This window comes from Paenibacillus sp. FA6 (assembly GCF_051550225.1).
Taxonomy (GTDB): Bacteria; Bacillota; Bacilli; order Paenibacillales; family Paenibacillaceae; genus Paenibacillus_AQ.
Genome location: NZ_CP188820.1, coordinates 230502 through 253347, shown reverse-complemented (window position 1 = coordinate 253347; position 22846 = coordinate 230502). Strand labels below are relative to the sequence as shown.

Genomic DNA, 22846 nt, shown 5'->3' with positions numbered 1-22846 from the left:
GGTCCTTGACATTGATTCACTGAATTTTGTTGAGTAAGTTTATGAGAGCCTGAGCGCTTTCCGCACGGCTCGTGTCCGCTTTCGGAACAAATTTAATCTTGCTTTGCCCATTCATCAATCCAAGCGATGTAGCTGCTTGAACCTCTCCAACAGCCCATGAACTAATCTGTTGTTCGTCCGTGAACGCAGACCCTGAACCATTCGATATCGCAGTTGCTGTATTTCTAAGCTGATAAGCACGTAAGATCATCACAGCCATTTCTTCTCGTGTGATGCTCTCTTGTGGTGCGAATGCAATCTCACTCTTACCTTTCACCAGTCCGTTATGGTATGCAGTGGAAACTGCCGAAGCGTACCAAGCACTACTATCGACGTCTTTAAAAGCTACATTGCCTTCATCCGCCAGGTTCAATGCTCGGACGAGCATCGTTGCGAACTGAGCACGAGTCAACTTTTCCGCCGGACTAAATGTACTATCGGTGGTTCCTTTCACCACATGCTTGGCAGCGAGTTCCTTAACAGCCGCTTCCGCCCAGTGACCTACTAAATCTACAAACGATTTATTGTATTCTATTACCGCATACTTACTGAAATGGTATACATCTGCTTTAAGCTTGCCATCTTCCCAATAGGAGACTACGTGTTCCATTTCCCCATTGTCCTTAATAAAATATACGCCCAACCATTTTTTATCCGCAGAAGGATCAACATTGAAGACTAAAGTAATCGGCGTTACGAAACGTTCTACCTTTACTTCTTTTCCATCCTTCATTTGGACGCTCAGACTGAAATTGAACATCTTGCTTGCCAATTTCAACTTCGAAGTCGAACTGTTCGACTTCCCAACAAGGGATTCGGCTAATGATTGTTCTACCTCATCCATCTTAAAGGAGATGACAGCACCTTCAGCTTGCCCAGATGGAATCAATAACTGAATGGCTTTCAGTAATGATGCAGGAAGTTCAATCGTGAAATCTCCTTGATTGATTTCAATCGACTTAGATCCCAGAATCTCGGCTGCTTTCAACGGAAGTAGAACCCCATTTTCTCTTGCTCCAAGGTTAATGGATACTTTTTCTTTACCGCTCTTAAGCGATTCTTCATTAACGATCCTCTGAGTGAATTTATTGCTATTACCACTGGCAGTCCCACTACCAGTAGAAGCATTGCTGCCAGCGGATTCATTATCGGTATTATTGCCAACCGCTGGAATGATGGCGAGAATAACAGTTCCACCTTCATTTATACCTGGAAGGCTAAAGCTTACCTTATTAAAGTTCGTTACTCTGTAAAACTTACCACTATACTCATCCTTCACTTCGCTGCCGGCTGCAAACGGCACGCTTAACGTAACGTCTTTACTTGTTTCTTTCGTATTAATGATCGTAACGATATTACTTCCTTCATATTTTTTGCTAAATGCTAGATATCCTTCTTCATTAGAAGCAACAAGAGATGTCCGTGTTCCTTTGGAGAACACTTTGGAATACTTAGCTCGGATATTCAGCAACTTCTTGTAATGATCATGTAGATGTTTTTCACTCTCCAATTGATCCCATGGCATATCTGCACGATTCTCGCTAAATTCTCCTTTACTCATTTCGCCAGCATTCTCACCTGAACGCCCTAATTCTTCTCCATAGTAAATGACTGGCTGTCCTTTGGATGTAATTTGTAGTGCTGCTGCCGCCTTCAGCTTCCCTTTGTTTCCACCAACGGCATCAGACGACAGGAATCCGTCCTCATCGTGGCTACTCAGGAATTGCCCCATCGTTCTTGTATTATCCATCTGCGCTTCCCGATTAGCTAAGTACGCTTCAACCGATTCAATGTTTCCGTTCACGAACTGGGTCGCATTCTCATTGAAGCTGAAATCAAGAAGACTGTCCATTTGACCACTTTGGAGCGTACCACCATCACTATCAACAGTTGCACCGAAGTATTCACCGATCATTTTGAAATTTGGATCCATCGTAGTCAATACATTCTTGAACGCTTTCCATGTTGTGTCTTCCACATGCTTCACCGTATCTACACGGAAATAATCAATCGTATCTCCACGATCTGTTCTAGCCCGATCTAACCATCCAGCCTGCCAATCAATAATTTGTGCACGAACGTCGGCGTCCTCTGTGATGAAATCAGGAAGTTGTGCTAATTCTCCCTTAAGCACATCTTCATCCGAAGTAAGTCCATCTGTTCTCAGCATACCAGCGAAACGATCTTTATCTTCCTGCGTAATTCCAGGCCTGTTGTCCTCATCTTTCAAACCATACCCTGCATGATTTAGGACTACGTCTACCATAATCTTTATTCCTTTATCATGAGCCGTATCAATCAGTTCTTTGAACGTTTCTAGATCACCAAGATGTTCATCGATCTTCGTAAAGTCCTTAGCCCAATATCCATGATAACCATATTGTTTGCTGTCGAAATCGATGCCTTTATTGAAATCTATGTTGTCAACAATAGGTGTAATCCACAATGTATTTATACCCAACTGCTGTAAATAATCCAACTTATCAATAAGACCTCTGAAGTCACCTCCGTGATAAGCTTCAAGATGATTTTTATCAACATCGTTATTATTCGTTGGATCACCATCCTGGAAACGATCCGTCAGCGCGAAGTAAATGCGAGCTTCGTCCCAATCGAAATCATCTTTCCCAGTATACGTTCTTGCCTTCACCTGTACGGTCGCAGAATGAAGATGTTTGTTACCATATTGATCTACCAAAGTGATCGGAATATTCTTCGACCCAGCAGCAATCGAATCCTTCACTGCAATGGACTGTTCCAAAAGCTCCGTATCAAACTTCACCTTAGATGGTCCACCTAATTCAGTAAGATCGATATAACCTTCACGGTAGTTTATGAATTGATCTGATACAACATTCAATTTCAGTACCGCATTCTCGTTAGCTGTCATTACTGATGGATTAACAGCCGATTTGATTGTCATCACAGGCAATTGATACTCCACAATAGATTTCCCATTCATCGTATTGTGTGGATCTGTCACTTCATTAACTACCCCATCCTTGGTCACTACGAAAGTATACTCATGTGTACCAATCCCTACATTTTTTAACGTATAACTGAACCATTCTTTGGTTGGGTCGTAAGTCATTACATATTCTGTACCGTCGACTTTAACTTTTACATCTGTCATAGAGCTCATTTGCCCGCTTTGGAAAAGAGCATCATCTCTGTACACAAACGTAATATTACCGTCATTTAGAATAGGCCCTGTAATGCTTGGTAAAACATCCATTTCTCTGACCATGCTCGTCACGTTTACTTTGGTAAGCGTCTCACCAGGTGTGACCCAAATAAGACGATCATCCGGATAATCTTGTTTGATCTCATTCCAATCTAAATCTGTACCTTTAGCTTTAATAAGAACAAATCCAACACTTGTCGCTTGTGGGGCGATTTCAATCATGACAGTCGCCACACCGTTATCTACCTTATCAAAATGAATCAGATCATTCTTCACGCCTGTATTCCATACCCACAGCTTCCAATTCTCATAATCCTTATCTGGGCGGATATAATTGATTTGGACATAACGCTTCGCTGCTTGTGAAGTAACAGTCACCGTTACTTCTGACGTGATCCCGCCATAGGTAACTGTAATCGTTGCAGTTCCTTTAGACACTGCTTTTACTAGACCCTTTGCAGTCACTGTAGCAACTAGGTTATTACTTGAAGAGTAAATAGCCTTACTCGTTACTGCTCTTTGGCTACCATCATCGTATCTCGCATAGACGGCAGTTTGATGGGTTCTGCCTATTTCTAATGAATAATTGGATTCTTTCACTTCTACCGAGCTTAATACCGAAGCCGCAGCTTCCATCTTAATAATAACTGCTGATAAAGGTTCTAAAGTGATCGAATTAGCCGTGAGTGTAAATCCAGATTTCGATTTAACCTCAACGATCCCTGCTTCATCATTATCTACCACGACCGTACCTGCGGTTAGATCTTCCGAAAGCGTAAGTGTTCTTGCTGTATTATCTGCATTTACAAACGCATAATAATGACCGGTTCCGTCTGTTGCTTTGTTCTTATAAGCGATTATGAGATCTTGTGACTTTATCTCAGGCGCTTCAATCAAGGTGATATTAGAGTCTACTAACATTTGGTCGCCTAGTCGAAAAGCATCCGTTGATTTTCTTAATGCCGTCAATCCAGATGTATATTCTCTTGTTGTGTTGTTCACAGGAAAAGCTACCTCATCCGTTGCCTTCGTCCAATCAAACATATTGATAGCATCAGAAGAGTCATAGGAATCATGTACAAAATATCCAAAAACATGACCTGTTTCATCTTCTAATTCATGAAATTTTTGTTCTGGCTTCCCTTTTTCTTTCCATTGTTTCGTTCGTCCATATTCCTGGCCCGCATGAAGAAATGCCGTCCCTTGGGAAGTCAGCACTAACATATTTCCAAGTCGGATCCGCTTATGAATCTCCAGATCATTTTCCTCTATTGATGGATCCTTCTTAATCGACTGAGCAATAATATCATATAAAGGTAAGTTGTCATGTGCCTCGATATATTGCACGATGTCACCCGGATCGTCTTCAGCCGTGTTGCCCGGTTGCGCCTTAATGTTATTGAAGATCACATTGATGTCGCGCGCGCCGCCCGTAATAAATCTCGGCTCACCTTCATTACCAAATCCTGATTTCAATTCATTTCTGATCTCATCGGAGAACACACCGACACTGTCGGTTTTGTCCATCCAGTCCTGGTCCGCCCCTTGACCTGCTAGTGAAGGATCTGCAGCGGCTCCGCCGAACGTTCTCCAACCTTCACCAATAAATAAAGCATTCGGATTGATTGCCTCTGCTGCATCATAAGCATTCTGCACAGATTCATAGGTTGCATCACCCATCATATCCCAGCGCATTCCGTCAATTTTGTATTCGTCGAACCAGTATTTAACGGAATCTACCATTAACTTTTCGGACATTTTATGGTTTGTCGCTAGATTATTACCAAAGCCACCAATATTATTGCCGTTGGCATCTTGGAATGAATAATAATTAGGAACGATATCATCCAAGAAACTTGCTTGAGCCATATGGGTATATACAACATCCAGCACTACACCCATACCCGCATCATGAATGGCATCAATCATGTTCTTCAATTCCTTGATTCTGAGCTCTGGATCTGCAGGATTCACAGAATAAGCACCATCTGGTGAGAAATAATTATGTGGGTCGTATCCCCAGTTGTATTCATTGTCTTTAGCAGAATAATCAAGTTCCCTATCATTCATATTCATTTCATCCCCGTAATACCAAGCCATGACAGGAAGCAATTGAACATGCGTTACACCTAGAGACTTAATGTAGTCAAGCTTGCTCTTAAAGGCATCATAGGATCCCCATTTCACATTGTTCAAGTCATCTTTAATAGATGGGTCTGATGTGAAGTCTCTTACATGGATCTCCCAAATAATTGCATCTTCTCTTTGTTCATATCCTTCAATATTTGCGAAGTCAAAACCTGCGGGGTTCGTTCCGCTTAAGTCCACGATAGCCGCTTTTCCTACAGCATCTCCATCAGAACCAACTTCACCTTTCGTATTGACTCTAAATGGAGCCATTGATTTGGCATAAGGATCAAGCACTTGTTTCGCTACACCGTTATTGGTTACTTCATATTGATAGAAATAGCCTTTAAGATCTGTAACACCTAGATCCCCGGGGGAAATCCTAGCAGACCATATACCTTTATCCTCTTGGGTTAAGTTCACACTTCTCACTAGCTGCGCAGCATCATCTTTGTCATATACATCCGCAACTACCGAACTCGCTTTGGGTGCCCAAAGCTTAAGCGTTACGCTTTTCGTATCCGCGTGATATGTCGCTCCGAGATCATCCCCCTCATAATGGTACATTTCATCGATCATTCTCCAACCAGTCGTAGCCAGTAGGGTTCTTCCAGAGTATGTGACACTTAATGGAACATTCTCCAATGAGAACGGTGTTGTCACAACTTCAACCGTTGTTGCACTAATGATTTGGACTCTGTTGACCGTTACAGCATCACCATTTTTGTCTGTAATGATCAGTCCATCTTTCAATGCTTTCTCATCCAGACCTTCGGTCATCGTAAATCCTAACCGAATTTTACTTTCAGATAATACCTCAGCAGACGTCAGACCTGTAGGTAAATCTCCTTTAGATGAGACATATACGTTATTGTCTCCTTGTGTGATCCATATCTGATTATATTTATCCAAAAGATTAAAACTTCTATTGTCTTCTTTATCTTTATCACCTTCGGTGCGATTCACAACAAAAAAGCCTATTTTCTTCGCATTCTTTTTGAGCGGAATATCAACATATGCTCCAAATGGATCTACTTGATCAGCTGGAAATGGAGTCGCATCTGATGCCCATACGGACGACGGTCTTGCTACATCATCCCAGTTCCAAATTCCATAAGGACTATAGTTATTGTCCGCTCTTTGATAATGTATACGAACCGTATTGGCCGGAATATCGTCACCTGGCGCAACGAATTCTGCCGATACACTATGATCTGATGCATTGTAATTGAATGTGACTGGAAGCTCTTCGGGAAGACTCAGCTTCGCATTACTTCCGGGATACTCCACTCCCCAGCCAGAGCCAAGGACAATTTTATAGTCATAATCACCAGCGTAAACAATCTTCGTGACCGAATAAATATTATCGAAATCATCATCGTGCATGATGGCTTGAGCGTCAGCCGGAGACCAGTTATTGGAATCTCCCATATCCATTTGCAAATCTCCAACTACCCGAGGGAGCTTATCCGTTGCAATCGGAGTGTAGTATGTAGAATCTGCGATTTGGTGTGTGTTGTCGTTGTAGTAGAAAGTCACCACTTCATCTTGAGTTAATGTAATGTTGATGTTTCCTCCAGCATCAACCCCGGCTGGGTTGGTGTAGTTGCTGAAACCATGCCATTCTCCAGCAGCAACAACTTTGTATTGATAAGTACCTGCAGGCAAGGTACCCGTAAACTGATAGTTTCCATTGCCCTTATCGACCATTTCAGTCGCGGTAGCCTCAGGATCCCAATCCCCGCTGTGCCCTAACTCAGATTGCAAATCACCTGCTAATACAACTTTAGTAGGGGCATCTGCACCTGCTTGTAAAGGAAATAACCCAATGCTCGAAATAACAAGTATAAGTACCATAAAGATGGATAATATTTTTTTCATTTTATGAATAGATTTCACGTGAGCAACACTCCCTATTATAAATTTCAACAAAAAAATGCAAACGATTGCACAAAAGACGGTATTCCCCCCTTTTAAAATTTCAGCTGATAAACCCACTAGATTCACGATAGTAAGTACCTATTGCAAATGATTCCAATTTTGTGGAACGGTAACTTAGTCAATAAAATGAAACCGTTTGCATATATAGTATAACGCTTTTAACAATACGTCAATTCTTATATTTATCAGATCATCATATCGAATCTAATTGTGCGTGTAGTATTTGTAGTTCTTCATCGCTAAGGTCTCTCCAATTCCCTTGTTCTAGTCCATCCATAGAAATATTCATTATTCTTATCCGTTCAAGCCTAAGCACTCTATAGCCGAGAGCCTTACACATTCTACGAATTTGAAGATTGAGCCCTTGGGTTAGAATAATTCTAAACTCATATTCATCGATCCGGAATGTCTCACTCGGTTTGGTCGTCACTCCAAGAATGTCTACGCCACTGGACATTTCTTGAAGAAATTGATCAGTAACACGCTTGTCTACCGTCACCATATATTCTTTCTCATGACCATTCTCTGAACGCATCATTTTATTTACAATATCTCCATCGTTCGTTAATAAAATTAACCCTTCAGATGCTTTATCCAATCTTCCAACAGCAAAAATTCGAGAAGGATAGTTCACGAAATCAATAATATTTCCTGCTACATGCTGTGCAGCCGTGCAAGTAATCCCTATTGGCTTATTCAGTACGATATACACGGGTTCTGCTCTACTAGGTATGACTTCACCATCAATAAGCACCGTGTCACCTAGAACAACATTATCTCCCGCTTCGCAGATAACACCATTAATCGTAATCCTTCCAGCTGCAATCAATCTATCGGTTTCACGCCTAGGACAAAAGCCCGTCTCGCTAATATATTTGTTAATTCTCATATTAATCCCTACCTTCGACATCATGATATGTCTTGATTCTAGCAGAATCGTCATCACAACGACAAATAACCCGCCTTGGTTCACACCAGGTACGGGTTATTCTCGTTACTCAGATGTTACTTTGTGATTCGCTTGATTAGATCATTATTTTGCAAATATCATTTGTAAATTGTACTGGATCAACGACCTGCAATCCTTCGATTAAGAGCGCTTGATTATACAACAGGTTGGTATACAAACTCAACTTGTCTTTATCATTTACATAAGCATCTTTCAAAGATTGATATACTTCATGGTTGACGTTAATTTCCAAGATCTTATCTGCTTTAACATCCTGCCCGTTAGGCATTGCTTTCAATATCTTTTCCATCTCAATCGTTAGCTCACCCTCAGTAGAAATACATACAGGGTGGGTTTTTAGTCTCTTCGATGCTTTTACATTCGTAACTTTATTAGCTAGAATACTTGCCATCGCTTCAAAAAGATCCTTGTTTTCGTTCTCTTCTGCTTCCGTAGGATTGTCTTCTGCATCTGACTCAATCCCTAGATCGCCACTCGATACCGATTTGAATTCTTTCTCTTTATAAGTCATGATCATCTTGATCGCGAACTCATCGATATCATCTGTAAGGTACAGAATTTCATATCCTTTATCGGACACTAACTCTATTTGCGGAAGTTTCTCAATTCTATCGATCGATTCTCCAGAAGCATAATAAATGTACTTCTGATCTTCAGGCATTCTTGCTACATACTCATCCAATGAAACAAGCTTTTTCTCTTTGGATGTAAAGAACATTAGCAAATCCTGCAATGTTTCTTTATGCATACCATAATCATTATAGACTCCGAATTTCAACTGTCTGCCAAAGGATGTAAAGAATTGCTCATACTTCTCTCTGTCATCCTTCAATAAACTTAATAGCTGACTTTTGATTTTGTTCTTAATATTTTTGGCGATAAGTGTTAACTGACGATCATGCTGTAGCATCTCTCTTGAGATGTTCAGTGATAAATCTTCCGAATCGACCATTCCTTTAACAAATCCGAAATAGTCTGGAAGCAAATCAGAGCACTTATCCATAATCAACACACCGTTGGAATAAAGCTCTAAGCCCTTCTCATATTCCTTGGTGTAATAGTCAAATGGTGTATTCTCAGGAATGAATAGAATCGCGTTATAGACAACAGCACCATCGGCACTAATATGGATGTGTTTAAGAGGCTTATCGAAACCATAGCGTTTTTCAGCATAAAAGTTATCGTAATCTTCCGGCGTAAGCTCATTCTTATTTTTGCGCCAGATTGGCACCATGCTATTGACCGTTTGTTCTTCAAGAACTTCCTCGAATTCATTCTCGCTACCTTCTTTAGGTCTTTGCTCTTTAACATCCATCTTGATTGGGAATCGAATGAAATCAGAGTATTTCTTAATAATGGATCTTAAGCGATACTCTTCTAGATATTCATCATATTGATCGTCTTCCGTGTTTTCTTTTATTTTTAGAATAATTTCAGTTCCTACAGCGTCTTTCTCGCATGACTCAATCGTATACCCATCAGCACCCTTGGACTCCCACTTGAAGGCTTCGTCGCTACCGAGTGCTTTACTGATGACAGTAACATCATCCGCCACCATGAACGCTGCATAGAACCCAACCCCGAATTGACCAATGATGTTGTGCCCATCTTTCGCTTCATTCTCTTTCTTAAAAGCTAATGAGCCGCTCTTTGCGATAGTACCCAGGTTATTCTCTAGTTCCTCTTTGCTCATACCAATCCCTGTATCGGAGATGGTCAAAGTTCGGCTTGCTAGATCCGTCGTTACTTTGATGTAATAATCCCCTTGGTTAAACACCATGTTATCATCTGTTAATGCTTTATAATATATTTTATCAATGGCATCACTAGCGTTAGAAATAAGTTCTCTCATAAATATCTCTTTGTGCGTATAGATGGAATTAATCATCATTTCTAATAATCTTTTTGATTCTGCTTTAAACTCTTTTTTAGCCAAGAATAGTTCCCCCTTCAATTTAGAAAATAATAATAGTGGTTGTACAAAAAAATTAGCACTTCAATGACTAGAGTGCTAATCTCTATTTTTGCATATAGTAATTTTTGTTGTCAAGTTGTTCGGGATACTTGTCCATAAGACAACACCAACTATTTCTTAGTTGATGTTCTTACTGGTAGGGATACCCATGTGTTTTCGAGCCACGAATCAAAATTTGCGCCCTTATCACCTTCATACGTATCGTACAAATCAACTCTCATCTTCTTCAACTTCTCTTTGAACTCTTCATACGTATGACCTTCGGGTAAGCTCTTCTTAATTCTTACTAAAATTTTAGTTATTCCCTTAAACAATTCACCAGTGTTCTTTGGTGGTAATTGAACGTCTTCACCCAATTCCTTGAGTTTATGGTAAGCAGCCTCTTGAACTTTATATACAGCATCGTTAGCCATAACGCGCGTAAGTATATCAATGGATCGTTTGTCATCTAACTGGCCCAATTCTTCTATGGCATTTAGACGTTCTCTCCAGTCAGATGTACGATTGACAGCTTTCTTTAATTGCTCCATATTGGGGCCTAACTCCATTACCTCTTCATTACTTACTTCTTCATTGTTCACTTCTTCATTATTCAAACGATCCAATCCCCTTCTATTCAAAATCTTGTTGACACAATGAAAAAACATCCATTACCTTTATTATACCTCATATGTTTATATTATTGCGCTATAATGTCTATATTAGTCCTAGAAGAAGGTGAACCTATGACATTCATTGAAGTAATGGCACAACTAGAGGAATTAGGCACAGAACAAACGAAGACAACATTTATTCGTCATGGAGCGCAAGAACCCTTATTCGGAGTTAGAATTGGTGATTTAAAAAAACTCGTCAAGCAAGTGAAAAAGGACCAACCTTTAGCTCTGGCTCTATACAATTCGGGAAATTCTGATGCGATGTATTTAGCTGGACTGTCCGTAAATCCGAAGACAATGACGAAAGAACAATTGCAAACTTGGGTCAGCAAAGCATACTGGTATATGCCAGCAGAATATACGGTTGCAGGCGTAACTGCAGAAAGTAACTTCGCGTTAGAACTAGCGAGAGAATGGTTGCTATCTGATACAGAATCGATTGCCACATGCGGTTGGAGCACGTACGCTAACTATGCATCCATCACAGCTGATGAAGATTTGGATTTAGATGAGATCCGCAGTCTCTTACATCAAGTACAAACAACGATCCACGGAGAACGAAATCGGGTACGCTATACTATGAATACTTTTGTAATCACAATAGCAGCCTATGTCGAACCTTTACATCAAGAAGCCGTTCAAGTCGCTAACGAGATTGGAAAGATCCATGTCGATGTCGGTCAAACTGCCTGTAAAGTCCCATTAGCTACAGAGTATATTGAGAAGATAGAAAGCAGAGGAAAGATCGGCGTAAAGAAGAAAACATGTATTTGTTGAGCATACACTTCTCTTCAAGAAATATATAATGATTAGCCACAAAGGAGACCTTTAAGATGATTAAACAAGTCGTTCCATATTTAATGTTTGATGGAAATGCAAATGAAGCACTGGAATTTTATGCACAGGTTTTTGAGACTGAAGTTACCGATCTACAAACATATGGTGATGCTGATTACCCAACCCCTAAAGAAGCAGCTAACCGCATTATACATGCACGTTTGAAGAAGGATTCTTTATCACTCTACTTCTCCGATACATCCGTAGGTCAACCTGTGCAGTCTGGCAACCATATAGCGATCACCTTGGAGTTCGATTCCAAAGCGGATCAAGCACGCGTATATCATAAGTTAAAAGAAAACGGTAAAGTTCACATGGAGCTTCAACAAACATTCTGGGGATCTATTTATGCAAAAGTACAGGATCAATTTGGTTTCACATGGGACTTGAATTTCGAACTATCTCAATAAACGATTGAAAGCTACAAAAAGGCTCAAGAATAATTCCTGCTTGAGCCTTTTTGTGATACATATACAAACATTTCAGACTTGTACGTAAGCATTCTGTGCTTATTCTGATTTTGCACCTGTTGCCCCATGACTTTTCATTACCTTTTTCATTCCATCAGTCGTTTCGACTGTTCCGTCAGGCATCACCCACACAGCTTCGACACCCTCCAAACTCTCCACAAGCCTCAAGCTCTGCTCAAATGGCACAAGGAATGCTGCCGTCGACAAGAAATCTGCTACACCTGAGTCTTCCGTCAAGATCGTCACAGCCCGATAATATTGTCCTGGCATCAGTGTCTTAGGATCGATCAGATGATGATATATCTCCCCATCTACGACGAAATATCTTTGATAGTCCCCACTACTGACGACAGAGGCATCATTAATAAAGATTGTATCAAGTAAATTCTCCCCATCATTAGCAATGAACTTATCCGGATTCTGTAATCCTACACCCCAGCGCTGTCGAATGCCGTCAAATGGTTTATGAATAGCACGAACATTCCCCCCAGCGCTGATCATGCCCGACAATAATCCATCCGCTATTAATTCATTAGCAACAACTTCTACTGCATATCCCTTAGCAACGGCTCCAACATTAAGGCTCATCCGCTCATCAGCCAAATATACGGTGCTATTCACCGTATCTACAATAACCTTATCCAGATCGATATGTTCTGCCGCCTCTTTAAGTTCATCCATCGGAGGTAGCTTTGCATTCATAGGATCATCTAAACCTGCTTCACGATAATCATGCCAAATCTGAAGAACCGCTCCCATGGCTATATTCGTATCTTCACCAATTTGCTCAGCCCATTTCTTCGAGAAAAGAATCAGATCAATAATGTCATCGTCGACTTCTATCGGCTTAATCCCTGCATGATCATTAATCGTTTTAATATTATTTACACCATCATAATCATTATAGATATCATAGAATTTATGAAGTTCTAGAAATCGCTCATGTGCTTTCTTATAGAACATTTGGAATTCTTCTTCATCCTCCGTATACGCAACGAATTGAGTTAACGTATTAAAGCTATCATAGAAGCTACCACTATATTTATGAAACTTACTATCATTATTATTCTGTCCCGATTGACACCCAGTCAATAGAAGAGACACTAGTACTAACACAGTAATAATCTTGCGCCACTTATGCATGTGATCTCCTTCATTCCTAATAAACATAACTAACAGTGAATAATCCACTTTAGACAAAACTCCCCCTTTTGAATGGGAGAGTTTTGTCTTTATTATTTAAATGTGTTGAACTTGTATTATTTCGCGTTTACAGAGGATTCTTCTAGTGCAGCGATATAATCTTGAACTGTCATCGTTACAGAAGAGGTTAACTCAGCAACATCTGGCACAGAAGGATGGGATTCATTGACCGCTTTTGTTTTCATCCCTTTAATCTCATCTACTGATTTGCCTGCCATCCATTTCGCTAAAGCATCCGCTTGCTGAAACCATTCTTTTTGAATCGTGGAAGCCTTAATCATCCCGTATTCATCGCCTAGTTCAACCTTTGTTTTGGGTTGTTCGTTCAGATCTGAAGTTACTTTTCCAGTGTTATCAAAACTAACTTTAGTTTGTGCATTGTCAATAAGGGTTCCAACCACTTTACCATCTTTATCAAATGTTGTTGCCATCATAACCGTATCTACTTGAGCCATTGGAAGGATCTCCTTGCCATCCTTCGTTCCTAACCCTTTCGAACTTGAAATAGAAATATTATTGCCCAATCCTAACTTTTCAGCACCTGCTCCTACTTCTACCGCGTTATTATATGCCTCTTCAAGAGCACCAATATAATCTTGAACAGTAATGGTCACAGAGGAAGTTAGTTCAGCGACATCAGGTACGGAAGGATGTGAATCATCTACCTTCTTCGTCTTCATTCCTTTGATTTCATCCATCGACTTACCGACCATCCATTGACCCAATGCATCCGCTTGTTGGTACCATTCTTTTTGAATGGAAGAAGCTTTGATCATGCCATATTCATCAGCAAGCTCAACCTTCGTCTTATTCTCAACGGTCAAGTCATTCGCGACTTGAAGATCTTCCGTGAAATCCACCTTGACTTGTGCATTATCAATCGATACTTTTACAACTTTCCCATCTTTGTCAAACGCAGCCGCTACCATAACAGTATCTACTTGACCCTTTGCTGGTGCAACTTTACCATCTGTATCTTTGCCCATATCACTCGATTTCGCAATGGATGTGATATGCCCAAGCCCCATCTTTGTAATCCCTGTATCCGAAGATTCAGTCTTTGAATCCTTTGAGGAACAACCTGCAAATAGAGATACCATCATTACCGCCACTAATAAACTAACTAATGTCTTTTTCATAATAAACCCCCAGTAAATCAATAATATTCAGAACATAATTAGTATCACACATCTCCACGTCAAATTAAGTGAAATAAATCACATGCATAATCTATAACAAGTACAACCCCTAGAATGTCACGCGTAAAACCTGAGTAATTTCCGTTTTTTCTTCTAAGAGGTGCACTTTATTCTTGTACAAATTATCAAATTAAGGAGATTAAATGTAAAAACCTCTAACGAGGTCTATTCAAAAATGAACGACCCCATTAGAGATTTCCTTGATTAAGAGTTCATGTCTTACTTCTTAACTGCTGTTTTACGAACTATTCCTTTCCGTACTGATGTTGTCCCGTCACTCAGAACTTCAGCAAAATTAGAAGGAGCCGTGCCGCGATTTTGGATTCGATTAATATCGCTATTAGATAGCCGATTACGAGAAATGATAAATGATGAGGTACGGTCATTGAAATTTCCTAGAGAATCCCTTTCTACGTCGGATCCTCTGAAAACACGACGGCTACCTTGGTAGTTAATATCTTCAAATAATACCAGAGTACTTTGATTCCTACCCTCAAATCTAAAACTGGATAAAGCATCATTAAAATTGAAAACTTCCAAACTACGAACACCTAGATTACCACGAAAACGTAATCTCCTACCGGAAAAATCATTATCGCTCCATAAGGATAACATTGGTAATCGTGATTGCTGATTGGGTATCACTTTTTCCATATTTTTCACCTCCTCATGAGATCATCATATGGATTTCAAGCATAATTGATTGTGTTATCTTCCTTATTTCTAACTCTATTTAAATTAAAGGCGAAAACAATAGAGTGCTTTATCTATGTTCACGCTAAAAAACCTCCCTTAATAGATAAAGGGAGGTTTCTATTAATCATTTATCTATATCACTATCTAAAAGAAACCTTATCATTTCCTTATTAATGGTTTCAGGCTGCTCATGGTTTATCCCATGTCCTGCATCTGCAACGACCTTATATCTCAACTCATGATCATCAAGCATTTTAATTGCCGCTGGATAATTGGATAATATATCATATTCTCCAATCAAATATAGTGCCTTTGTTTTTAAAATTTGCATATCATCTGTAGTGAACTTCACGACTTTATGTACCATCATCGACCTATTATTAAAATACTTTAGTAAGAGATTCCAGTGTAGGAGCAGTTCACTATTCTTCTCAAACACATCCGAGTTTGGAGCGCACAACTTTTTGAGTAGCTTCTTCGTATTCTTTTCTGTAGGAATTAATGCTTCTGGCAAGAAAGCCAGCATCATTCTCATCATACTCGTTCTTACTCCACCAGCCATGCAGACCATTCTAATTACTTTCTCCGGTCTCTTTGTCGCATAATAATTCGCCAAATAAGTTCCATTGGAAACACCCGCTATGTTGACTTTACTAATATTCAATGAGTTCAATAGATCATCGATCCATAATGCTTGTTCGAACCCTTTTCCATACATCTCATTGGGCTCACTCTTGCCAGGACCACCAATAGTATCCACTGCTATAATATAGAAATGCTTCGCTAACTCGCCAACATTATAAATCCACATCAAGGCAGAGTTGTCACCAACTCCATGAAAAAGAACCAATGGAGGATGCTCACGCTTACCTGCAAGGATAATGTGTGTTTTACCGTAACGTGTATGTATATCTACCTCCTCATATTCCACATTCCAAGCTGATAACAGCCTCTCGTAAGATTCATATAGCCACTGCTTTCCTTCTATAGATTTAAATCTAGTTACCATATCTTATTCGCCTCCAATTATTATAATATTAGGGATGGTGTTGTATGAATTTACTCTTAGCTCATCAATAAAAGCTACATCAAGTTATTCTCTATCATTATTATTCTGGTTCTATTTAATAATTCCTGTCACAACAATAATAATTATAGCTATGGCTGAAGTGATAACTAGTAATTGAAAGCGTTTTATATTTATGTTGATAAATGGTATAATAGACTTAAGTAACTTACTATCAACAAATTCTATGAGAATACAGCAGAGGAGGGAACGGGTATGAGACAAAATATTATTGTTCCATTTGATGGCTCTGACAGCGCACAAGAAGCTTTGCGAGTTGCAATCGAAATGGCAGAGAAGTTTAAGGAATCAATCATATTAATCAATGTGCAGCCTAGCTTCACTACACCCCACACCACACTCTTTTTCAAAGATTCGGATATGAAAGAGTATCAACAGATCCAGTATGAGGAGGCCATCGCTCCGGGATTGCGCATTCTTGAGGAAGCCAACATCCCTTTCGAGGCAGAACTAATCATTGGTTATCCTAAAGATGAAATTTGTAAGGAAGCTGATAAGCGAAATATACGTTGTATCGTTATTGGATCTCGTGGGCATAGCCTTTTCGTCGGCAGTGTCCTCGGAAGCGTCAGTCAAGGTGTCCTTTATCGAGCGAAATGTCCCGTGATGGTTGTTCCTATCCAGCCAAACTAAGTATATAAATCAACATAGAAATGCACCCCCTAGATCCTTCTAAGGGGTGCATTCTTATTTCACTCTACATGACACTATTAGTTGTTGTCTGCTACTACAGCTTTGTATGCAGCTAAATCTGTATAGACTTCTACTTTGAGTGGATTACGTTTATGCTTGGATATTTTAAGTGGTACTTCAAATGCATTACCGCTTGCGTTTTAATATGGACAACCCATTCACAGTGAGGTTCAGCACTTCTGGTACAAAAGCACCTGATTCCATATCAGTATACTCTTGCCCGTCTAGTTGGATAGCTTGAACACTTCCGCTGAAGTTCTGCACAAAAATATAATCGTTCTCTCCGTCCGTCCGCAGCTGCGCCGTCACACCTGCTGGTAGGTCGCTGTCTAGTGAACGCGAGATCCCTGCCTTGTTCGCAATAGCAGTATACAACGCCACATAGAAAGCAGGATCCTTCACTCGTGTAGCGAGGTGGTACGCCTCTCCCTCACCTAACTTATTCACTGTTAGTGCAGGACGTCCAGCATAGAAATCACTGCGATATACTCCTAGTGCTTCCGCACCTTCAAGATGAATCAACTCAGCAATTTCATGTGCATCATAATCTCCACTTAGCTCTAGAGCATTACCGGCTTGTAGCACGACCCCATTCAGATCACGACTGTGTAATCCTTCTGTCTCCTCTGCCCAGATCCCAAGCGTTTTTCGCAGTGGACCCGGGAAGCCGCCCAGATGGCATAAATCCGTTTCTCCTACAATACCCGACCAGTAGGTTGCCAGTAACGTCCCACCTTGCTCAACATATTGTTCAATTCTTTGACCATTCTCTTCACTAATGAGATACAGCATTGGAGCGATAATTAACTTATAGGCAGACAGATCATCTTCTGAACCGATCACATCGACCGAAATACCCTGCTCCCACAATGCGCGGTAATGCTGTAGCACGGTCTCCTCATAACGTAATCCGGAATTACGAATACCTTGTGCATCCTTAATCGCCCAACGATTATCCCAATCGTAAATGATCGCTGTCTGTGCAGGTGTAGACGTACCCACCAATTCAGACAATCCCGCAAGCGTCTTTCCTACTTCGGCAACATCCTGAAATACACGAGTTCCTTCGTGACCGTTATGGTCAACGACTGCGCCGTGGAACTTCTCGCTGGAACCGCGGCTTTTACGCCACTGGAAGTACTGCACGGAATCTGAGCCGTGTGCTACCGCCTGTATTGATGAGAGCTTATGCATGCCAGGTCGCTTCAGCTTGCTGACAGATTGCCAATTCGTGAGAGATGGTGTGCTCTCCATAAGCAGGAATGGCTTCTGTTTGAGCGTACGGAACAGATCATGATGCATTGCTGTCCATGCTGCTAAGCGGACGTCGTCATCCTCTTCAGTATAATGCCATTCCGGATAAACATCCCAAGATATAACATCCAGAATCTTAGCTAGTTTGCGGTAATCTATACTGTCAACCATATGCATATTGGTCGTTATAGGCAGTTCAGGGTTGTAGCTACGAACCGAATCTATCTCATGCTGACAGAAATCAATCGTCTGATCACTAACAAATCGACGCCAGTCTAGGTTCAGACCGTGCACCTGCGTCTCCCCATGCGGAGCTGGAGATTCAATCTGCTCCCATGATGTATATGTATGACTCCAAAAAGCCGCCCACCAAGCATGGTTTAACTTCTCCAGACTGTTATCGTATTTCACCTTAAGCCATTCTTTAAAGGCACTCTGGCAATAATCACAGTGGCATTCTCCGCCAAATTCATTGGATATATGCCAGCCTATCACTGCTGGATGTTGACTATAACGCTCAGCAAGTTTGGAATTCAGAAGAGCCGTCTTCTCCCGATAGATTGGAGATGTGTAACAATGATTATGACGGTGACCGTGTAGATTACGAACCCGGTTGCTCTCTACTCGAAGTACCTCAGGGTATTTCTCTGACATCCAAGCCGGACGACTTGCGCTAGGTGTTGCTAGAAAGGCGTAAATGCCATTCTCTACAAAGGAATCCAGTAAGCTATCCATCCATTCGAAAGTAAAAACACCCTCCTCTGGTTCAAACGATACCCAAGAAAAAATACCGACTGACATGACGTTGCAGCCCGCCAGCTTCATCAGGCGCAGATCCTCACGTAGAATTTCTGGGTATTTCAACCACTGCTCAGGACTATAATCGGCACCATGTAACATCGCTGGAACTTTCATGCTAACTGGTGGACATTTCATACTCATATTATACTATCATCCTCTCAATTCATGCTCGCATATGAATGGGACTATTCTCTGATGAGATACTATAAAGTATCCACTGTCCAATTCAGGGAACATCATTTATAGTATTAAGTATATATAAATATTCAGTACATCCGATAGGAATATATTCGCGATTTAATAGCACATAATGAATATGAGGTGAATCTTCATGCTTACGTTCTCACTGGTTGAAATGCCTCGAGACCTACACAGGTTTCCAATATATCCTTACTCCATCGGACGCCATATTCAGTACCATCATGTTCGTCCCTCTGGTTTTCCCGTGAACCAGGTCCTTTTTATCCGCAGTGGAAGTGGATTATTCCACGATCTAGACAGCGGTACAGAAACCATGCTAGAACCGGGTATGGCTTTCGCTATTCCTGCAGACAAGGGACATGAATATTATCCGAACTCACATGAACCGTGGCATGTGGCCTTTATCGGGTTCCACGGAAATCTGGCACAAGCAATGGTGGAGGATATCGGTCTGCTACCGTCTTCACCGTTCCGTCCTGACCGCTTCGAAGAATGCTGGGAGGATATCGGACACATCTGGCATACTGTTAACTTGCAAAATACCAACCGACAGGATGAGCATACTATGCAGGAACTATCCGTAACCGTGTACCGACTACTCTTAATGCTGCGCCGTTCGGAGTCGACATCAGGAACAATAAGTCGGCTTGAGTTCGAATCAGTTCGCAACGAAGCCCTACAAAAAGCAATCAGTCTCATTAACCAGCATTTCACAGAGCCTCTGCTCATTTCCAATCTAGCCAGTGCTGTCGGCTATTCCGTTCAACATTTCCAGCGACTCTTCTTACAAGAATTTGGGGTAACTCCACATAAGTATTTGCAAAATCTACGACTACAACGGGCGATGCAGTTGATGGTGGAGAATGCCGACACCCCCGTTCAGGAAATTGCTTTGCAGCTAGGCATGGAGACGAATTATTTCATACGAGTATTCCGTCATACTTACGGCTGCACACCCGGTGTAATGATCAAGCGTCTGCACGGATCCATAACATCTGATTAATCAATTGCCTTCATAGATTCAACCATCTCAATTTTCTTCAGCTTACGATACATGATCAAATCGACAATGAATGAGAACAATAGCGTGACCACCGCAGATAATATAAAGCTTGTAACAGATATGCTTCTGCCAAACATTAAGTCTGTACTTTCCGCAGTTCTTATTACAAACGCGTGAAACAGTACACCTAACAATAATCCCACAATCGTTCCAATCACGCTTAATATCGTCGTTTCTCGGAATATATAACCTGCCACCTCTTTATGATGGAAGCCAAGTACTCTTAGTGTAGCAAGCTCTTTTCTGCGTTCATCGATATTAATATTTGTAAGATTGTACAGCACAATGATAGCCAGCGCACCAGCTGCCATAATAAGTACGATGACCACAAAGTTAATGCTGGACAGTAGACTATCAAAAGACTTCTTGGTTTGTATCATAAACGCTGCGCTCGTAACAGTGTCACTCTTCAAGATTTCGGTCAGTATTACATCTTGCTGAGAAACATCCGTATTCAAACTTTTTACCATCAAAGTATTGTAGCTAGGCTCGCCACTGAAAGCATTCGTGTAATCGGTTTGATTGATATATACATAACTACCTACGTAGTTTTCAGTAATACCTGAGAGTACAAATTCTGCTGTTTCTTCCTCTGCATTCCCAAGAGTAAACGTATCTCCTAGTTGTATATTTAAGATGTCCGCAAGCTTTTCTGTAACAATGACAGAGGTATCATCAAAACCAATTTCTACGCCGCTTTTCCGATCACGTAAATTCATCACTTGCTTGAATTCAGTTGATTCCCTCGGAACCTGTATGGTCGTTGTGACATTTTCACCGTTTTGCTGTGCATATCCAATTTCGCTGAATACCTCTGTGTACGTATTGACCTGTTCTGGATCATTCAGAAACTGTTTCAGTGACGTGTCCATCTGAGCATTCTCATCCAATCCGATCAGAAGATCGTATTGAATGATCTCATTAAATTGTGTGTTCGCAATGCTCTTTACAGAATCGCTCAGACCAAAGCCGGTTACAATCAAAGCGGTACAGCCTGCTATACCAATAACCGTCATGAAAAAGTGCTTTTTATAGCGGATGAGATTCCGAGCAGTTGCCTTATGTGTAAACTTCATACGAGACCAAATAAAATGGATCCGCTCTAGAAAAATTCGCTTTCCTGCCTTAGGTGCACGTGGGAGCATCAGTGTTGCAGGTTTTTCTTTCAATGCTTGATAACCAGCCGAGATCGTTGCAACCATCGTACATAGAATCGCCAATACAGACGCTATGATCGCAAAACTCCAGCTAAACTGTGTTATGAAGCTAGGCAAATGATACGACGACTTATACGCATTCCATAATACGATGGGCAATAGCTGAAATCCTGCGAGCAATCCTATGATACTCCCCACAACACTCGCAAGACCACAATAGATAATATATTTAGACATAATAGCAGTCTTCGTATAACCAAGTGCCTTTAATGTTCCGATTTGTGTACGTTCTTCTTCGACCATCCGTGTCATCGTTGTCAGCGCAACTAATGCGGCGACAAGAAAGAAGAACATCGGAAACACCTTTGCGACTGCCGCTATCTTCTCAGAATTCATCGAGAAACTAACGTAGCTTACGTTGGAGTTGCGATCAAGTACAATCCATTTTGGTGCTGCAATACCAGCAACCTGTTCCTTTGGAACTTGACTGACGATATCAGCATAACGAACCGCAGATTGCGATTCACCAAGGACTTCAAGTTTTGCAACCATTGTCTCAATGGCTCCCTCATATTCCTTTGCAAAGGTATCTAATTCAGAAACGCCCGAAAGGGTCATATAGAAATCCGTATATGCATCAAGCGCATAGTTACTTTCATTAACATAAATAATGGCACCGATACCTCCGTTGCCGACCCTGCTTGATTCTTGCTTCATAGAGAAATAAAAGGGATTACCCACAATGCCGACTACCTTATACTCTATGGTGTTATATATATTGCCGATATTCTCATAATTCTCATTTTCCTCGGATACACTCAACGTTGTACCCAACTCAATTTCAGACAGATAGACTCCGCTTCGTTCTACAAGAACTTCATCATCAGCTTGTGGCATTCTCCCGTCAATCAGTTCCAAGCGATTGACTGATCCTTCACCATTGGTAGTTAACTGATCACTTGGTAGTCCGTACACCCGTGTCGCCAACACCTCATTACTATTCGTTTTCATTAAGGTATCCGTAACATAGGCAGGCATGATCTGCTCTACCTCTTCCATAGAGGACACCGCTTCTACATCTGCTCCAGTCAAGCCCATTGTACCTTTAATATTAATATCCGCCATATGATTGTCATCATAATATTTATCAACTGATAATTTCATATCTGGGGTCGTTGCAAGCAATCCCGCGAGAAAACCTACACCAAGGGCAACAATCGCAAAGATAGCAATAAATCGTCCAAAGCTTTGTTTGATTTCACGGATGATCGTCTTACCATAGGTCTTCTTCAC

Annotated in this window: 14 protein-coding genes; 4 read left to right on the top strand and 10 right to left on the bottom strand. The window is 40.9% G+C overall.

Annotated features, from left to right (window positions below):
* Nucleotides 1-16 precede the first annotated feature (16 nt).
* The 4 genes from ACP8HI_RS01130 to ACP8HI_RS01115 all read right to left on the bottom strand — a co-directional run bounded on the left by ACP8HI_RS01130 (nucleotide 17) and on the right by ACP8HI_RS01115 (nucleotide 10817).
* The gene (locus ACP8HI_RS01130) at nucleotides 17-7249 is read right to left on the bottom strand and encodes a pullulanase (protein ID WP_438349325.1); all 7233 of its coding nucleotides are present in this window, start codon (nucleotides 7247-7249) and stop codon (nucleotides 17-19) included.
* A 235-nt stretch (nucleotides 7250-7484) separates the two neighbouring features.
* The gene (locus ACP8HI_RS01125) at nucleotides 7485-8180 is read right to left on the bottom strand and encodes a pseudouridine synthase (protein ID WP_438351666.1); all 696 of its coding nucleotides are present in this window, start codon (nucleotides 8178-8180) and stop codon (nucleotides 7485-7487) included.
* Nucleotides 8181-8316: 136 nt separating this feature from the next.
* A complete protein-coding gene (gene htpG, locus ACP8HI_RS01120; RefSeq protein WP_438349324.1) occupies nucleotides 8317-10197 on the bottom strand; it encodes a molecular chaperone HtpG in 1881 nt (626 codons plus the stop codon).
* 149 nt (nucleotides 10198-10346) lie between these two features.
* Complete coding sequence (locus ACP8HI_RS01115; protein ID WP_438351665.1) at nucleotides 10347-10817, bottom strand: HEAT repeat domain-containing protein; 471 nt, start codon at nucleotides 10815-10817, stop codon at nucleotides 10347-10349.
* A 144-nt stretch (nucleotides 10818-10961) separates the two neighbouring features.
* Here ACP8HI_RS01115 and ACP8HI_RS01110 point away from each other — a divergent pair, with 144 nt between their 5' ends.
* On the top strand, nucleotides 10962-11669 hold the full coding sequence (locus ACP8HI_RS01110) for a DNA alkylation repair protein (protein WP_438349323.1): 708 nt from the start codon (nucleotides 10962-10964) through the stop codon (nucleotides 11667-11669).
* A gap of 56 nt (nucleotides 11670-11725) precedes the next feature.
* Entirely contained in the window at nucleotides 11726-12139 is a 414-nt protein-coding gene (locus ACP8HI_RS01105) for a VOC family protein (protein WP_438349322.1), read from the top strand.
* A gap of 99 nt (nucleotides 12140-12238) precedes the next feature.
* Here ACP8HI_RS01105 and ACP8HI_RS01100 read toward each other — a convergent pair whose 3' ends face one another.
* The 4 genes from ACP8HI_RS01100 to ACP8HI_RS01085 all read right to left on the bottom strand — a co-directional run bounded on the left by ACP8HI_RS01100 (nucleotide 12239) and on the right by ACP8HI_RS01085 (nucleotide 16306).
* Nucleotides 12239-13390 carry an FAD:protein FMN transferase gene (locus ACP8HI_RS01100; RefSeq protein WP_438351664.1) on the bottom strand — a complete coding sequence of 384 codons (1152 nt, stop codon included), beginning with the start codon at nucleotides 13388-13390 and terminating at the stop codon, nucleotides 12239-12241.
* A gap of 68 nt (nucleotides 13391-13458) precedes the next feature.
* On the bottom strand, nucleotides 13459-14541 hold the full coding sequence (locus ACP8HI_RS01095) for a hypothetical protein (RefSeq protein WP_438349321.1): 1083 nt from the start codon (nucleotides 14539-14541) through the stop codon (nucleotides 13459-13461).
* 279 nt (nucleotides 14542-14820) lie between these two features.
* Entirely contained in the window at nucleotides 14821-15255 is a 435-nt protein-coding gene (locus ACP8HI_RS01090) for a hypothetical protein (protein WP_438349320.1), read from the bottom strand.
* Nucleotides 15256-15421: 166 nt separating this feature from the next.
* Nucleotides 15422-16306 (bottom strand): alpha/beta fold hydrolase, encoded by an 885-nt coding sequence (locus ACP8HI_RS01085; RefSeq protein ID WP_438349319.1) that lies wholly within the window; start codon nucleotides 16304-16306, stop codon nucleotides 15422-15424.
* A 273-nt stretch (nucleotides 16307-16579) separates the two neighbouring features.
* Here ACP8HI_RS01085 and ACP8HI_RS01080 point away from each other — a divergent pair, with 273 nt between their 5' ends.
* A complete protein-coding gene (locus tag ACP8HI_RS01080) occupies nucleotides 16580-17017 on the top strand; it encodes a universal stress protein (protein ID WP_438349318.1) in 438 nt (145 codons plus the stop codon).
* Between the two features lie 186 nt (nucleotides 17018-17203).
* Here the strand turns inward: ACP8HI_RS01080 and ACP8HI_RS01075 are convergent, their stop codons facing one another.
* Nucleotides 17204-19273, bottom strand: coding sequence for a beta-galactosidase (locus tag ACP8HI_RS01075; protein ID WP_438349317.1), 2070 nt, complete (start codon nucleotides 19271-19273; stop codon nucleotides 17204-17206).
* 190 nt (nucleotides 19274-19463) lie between these two features.
* Here ACP8HI_RS01075 and ACP8HI_RS01070 point away from each other — a divergent pair, with 190 nt between their 5' ends.
* Nucleotides 19464-20336: a helix-turn-helix domain-containing protein gene (locus tag ACP8HI_RS01070; RefSeq protein ID WP_438349316.1), complete on the top strand. Its 873-nt coding sequence runs from the start codon at nucleotides 19464-19466 to the stop codon at nucleotides 20334-20336.
* Here the strand turns inward: ACP8HI_RS01070 and ACP8HI_RS01065 are convergent.
* Nucleotides 20333-22846, bottom strand: a complete 2514-nt coding sequence (locus ACP8HI_RS01065) for an ABC transporter permease (RefSeq protein WP_438349315.1) — start codon at nucleotides 22844-22846, stop codon at nucleotides 20333-20335. The two genes, ACP8HI_RS01070 and ACP8HI_RS01065, sit on opposite strands and share 4 nt — an antisense overlap.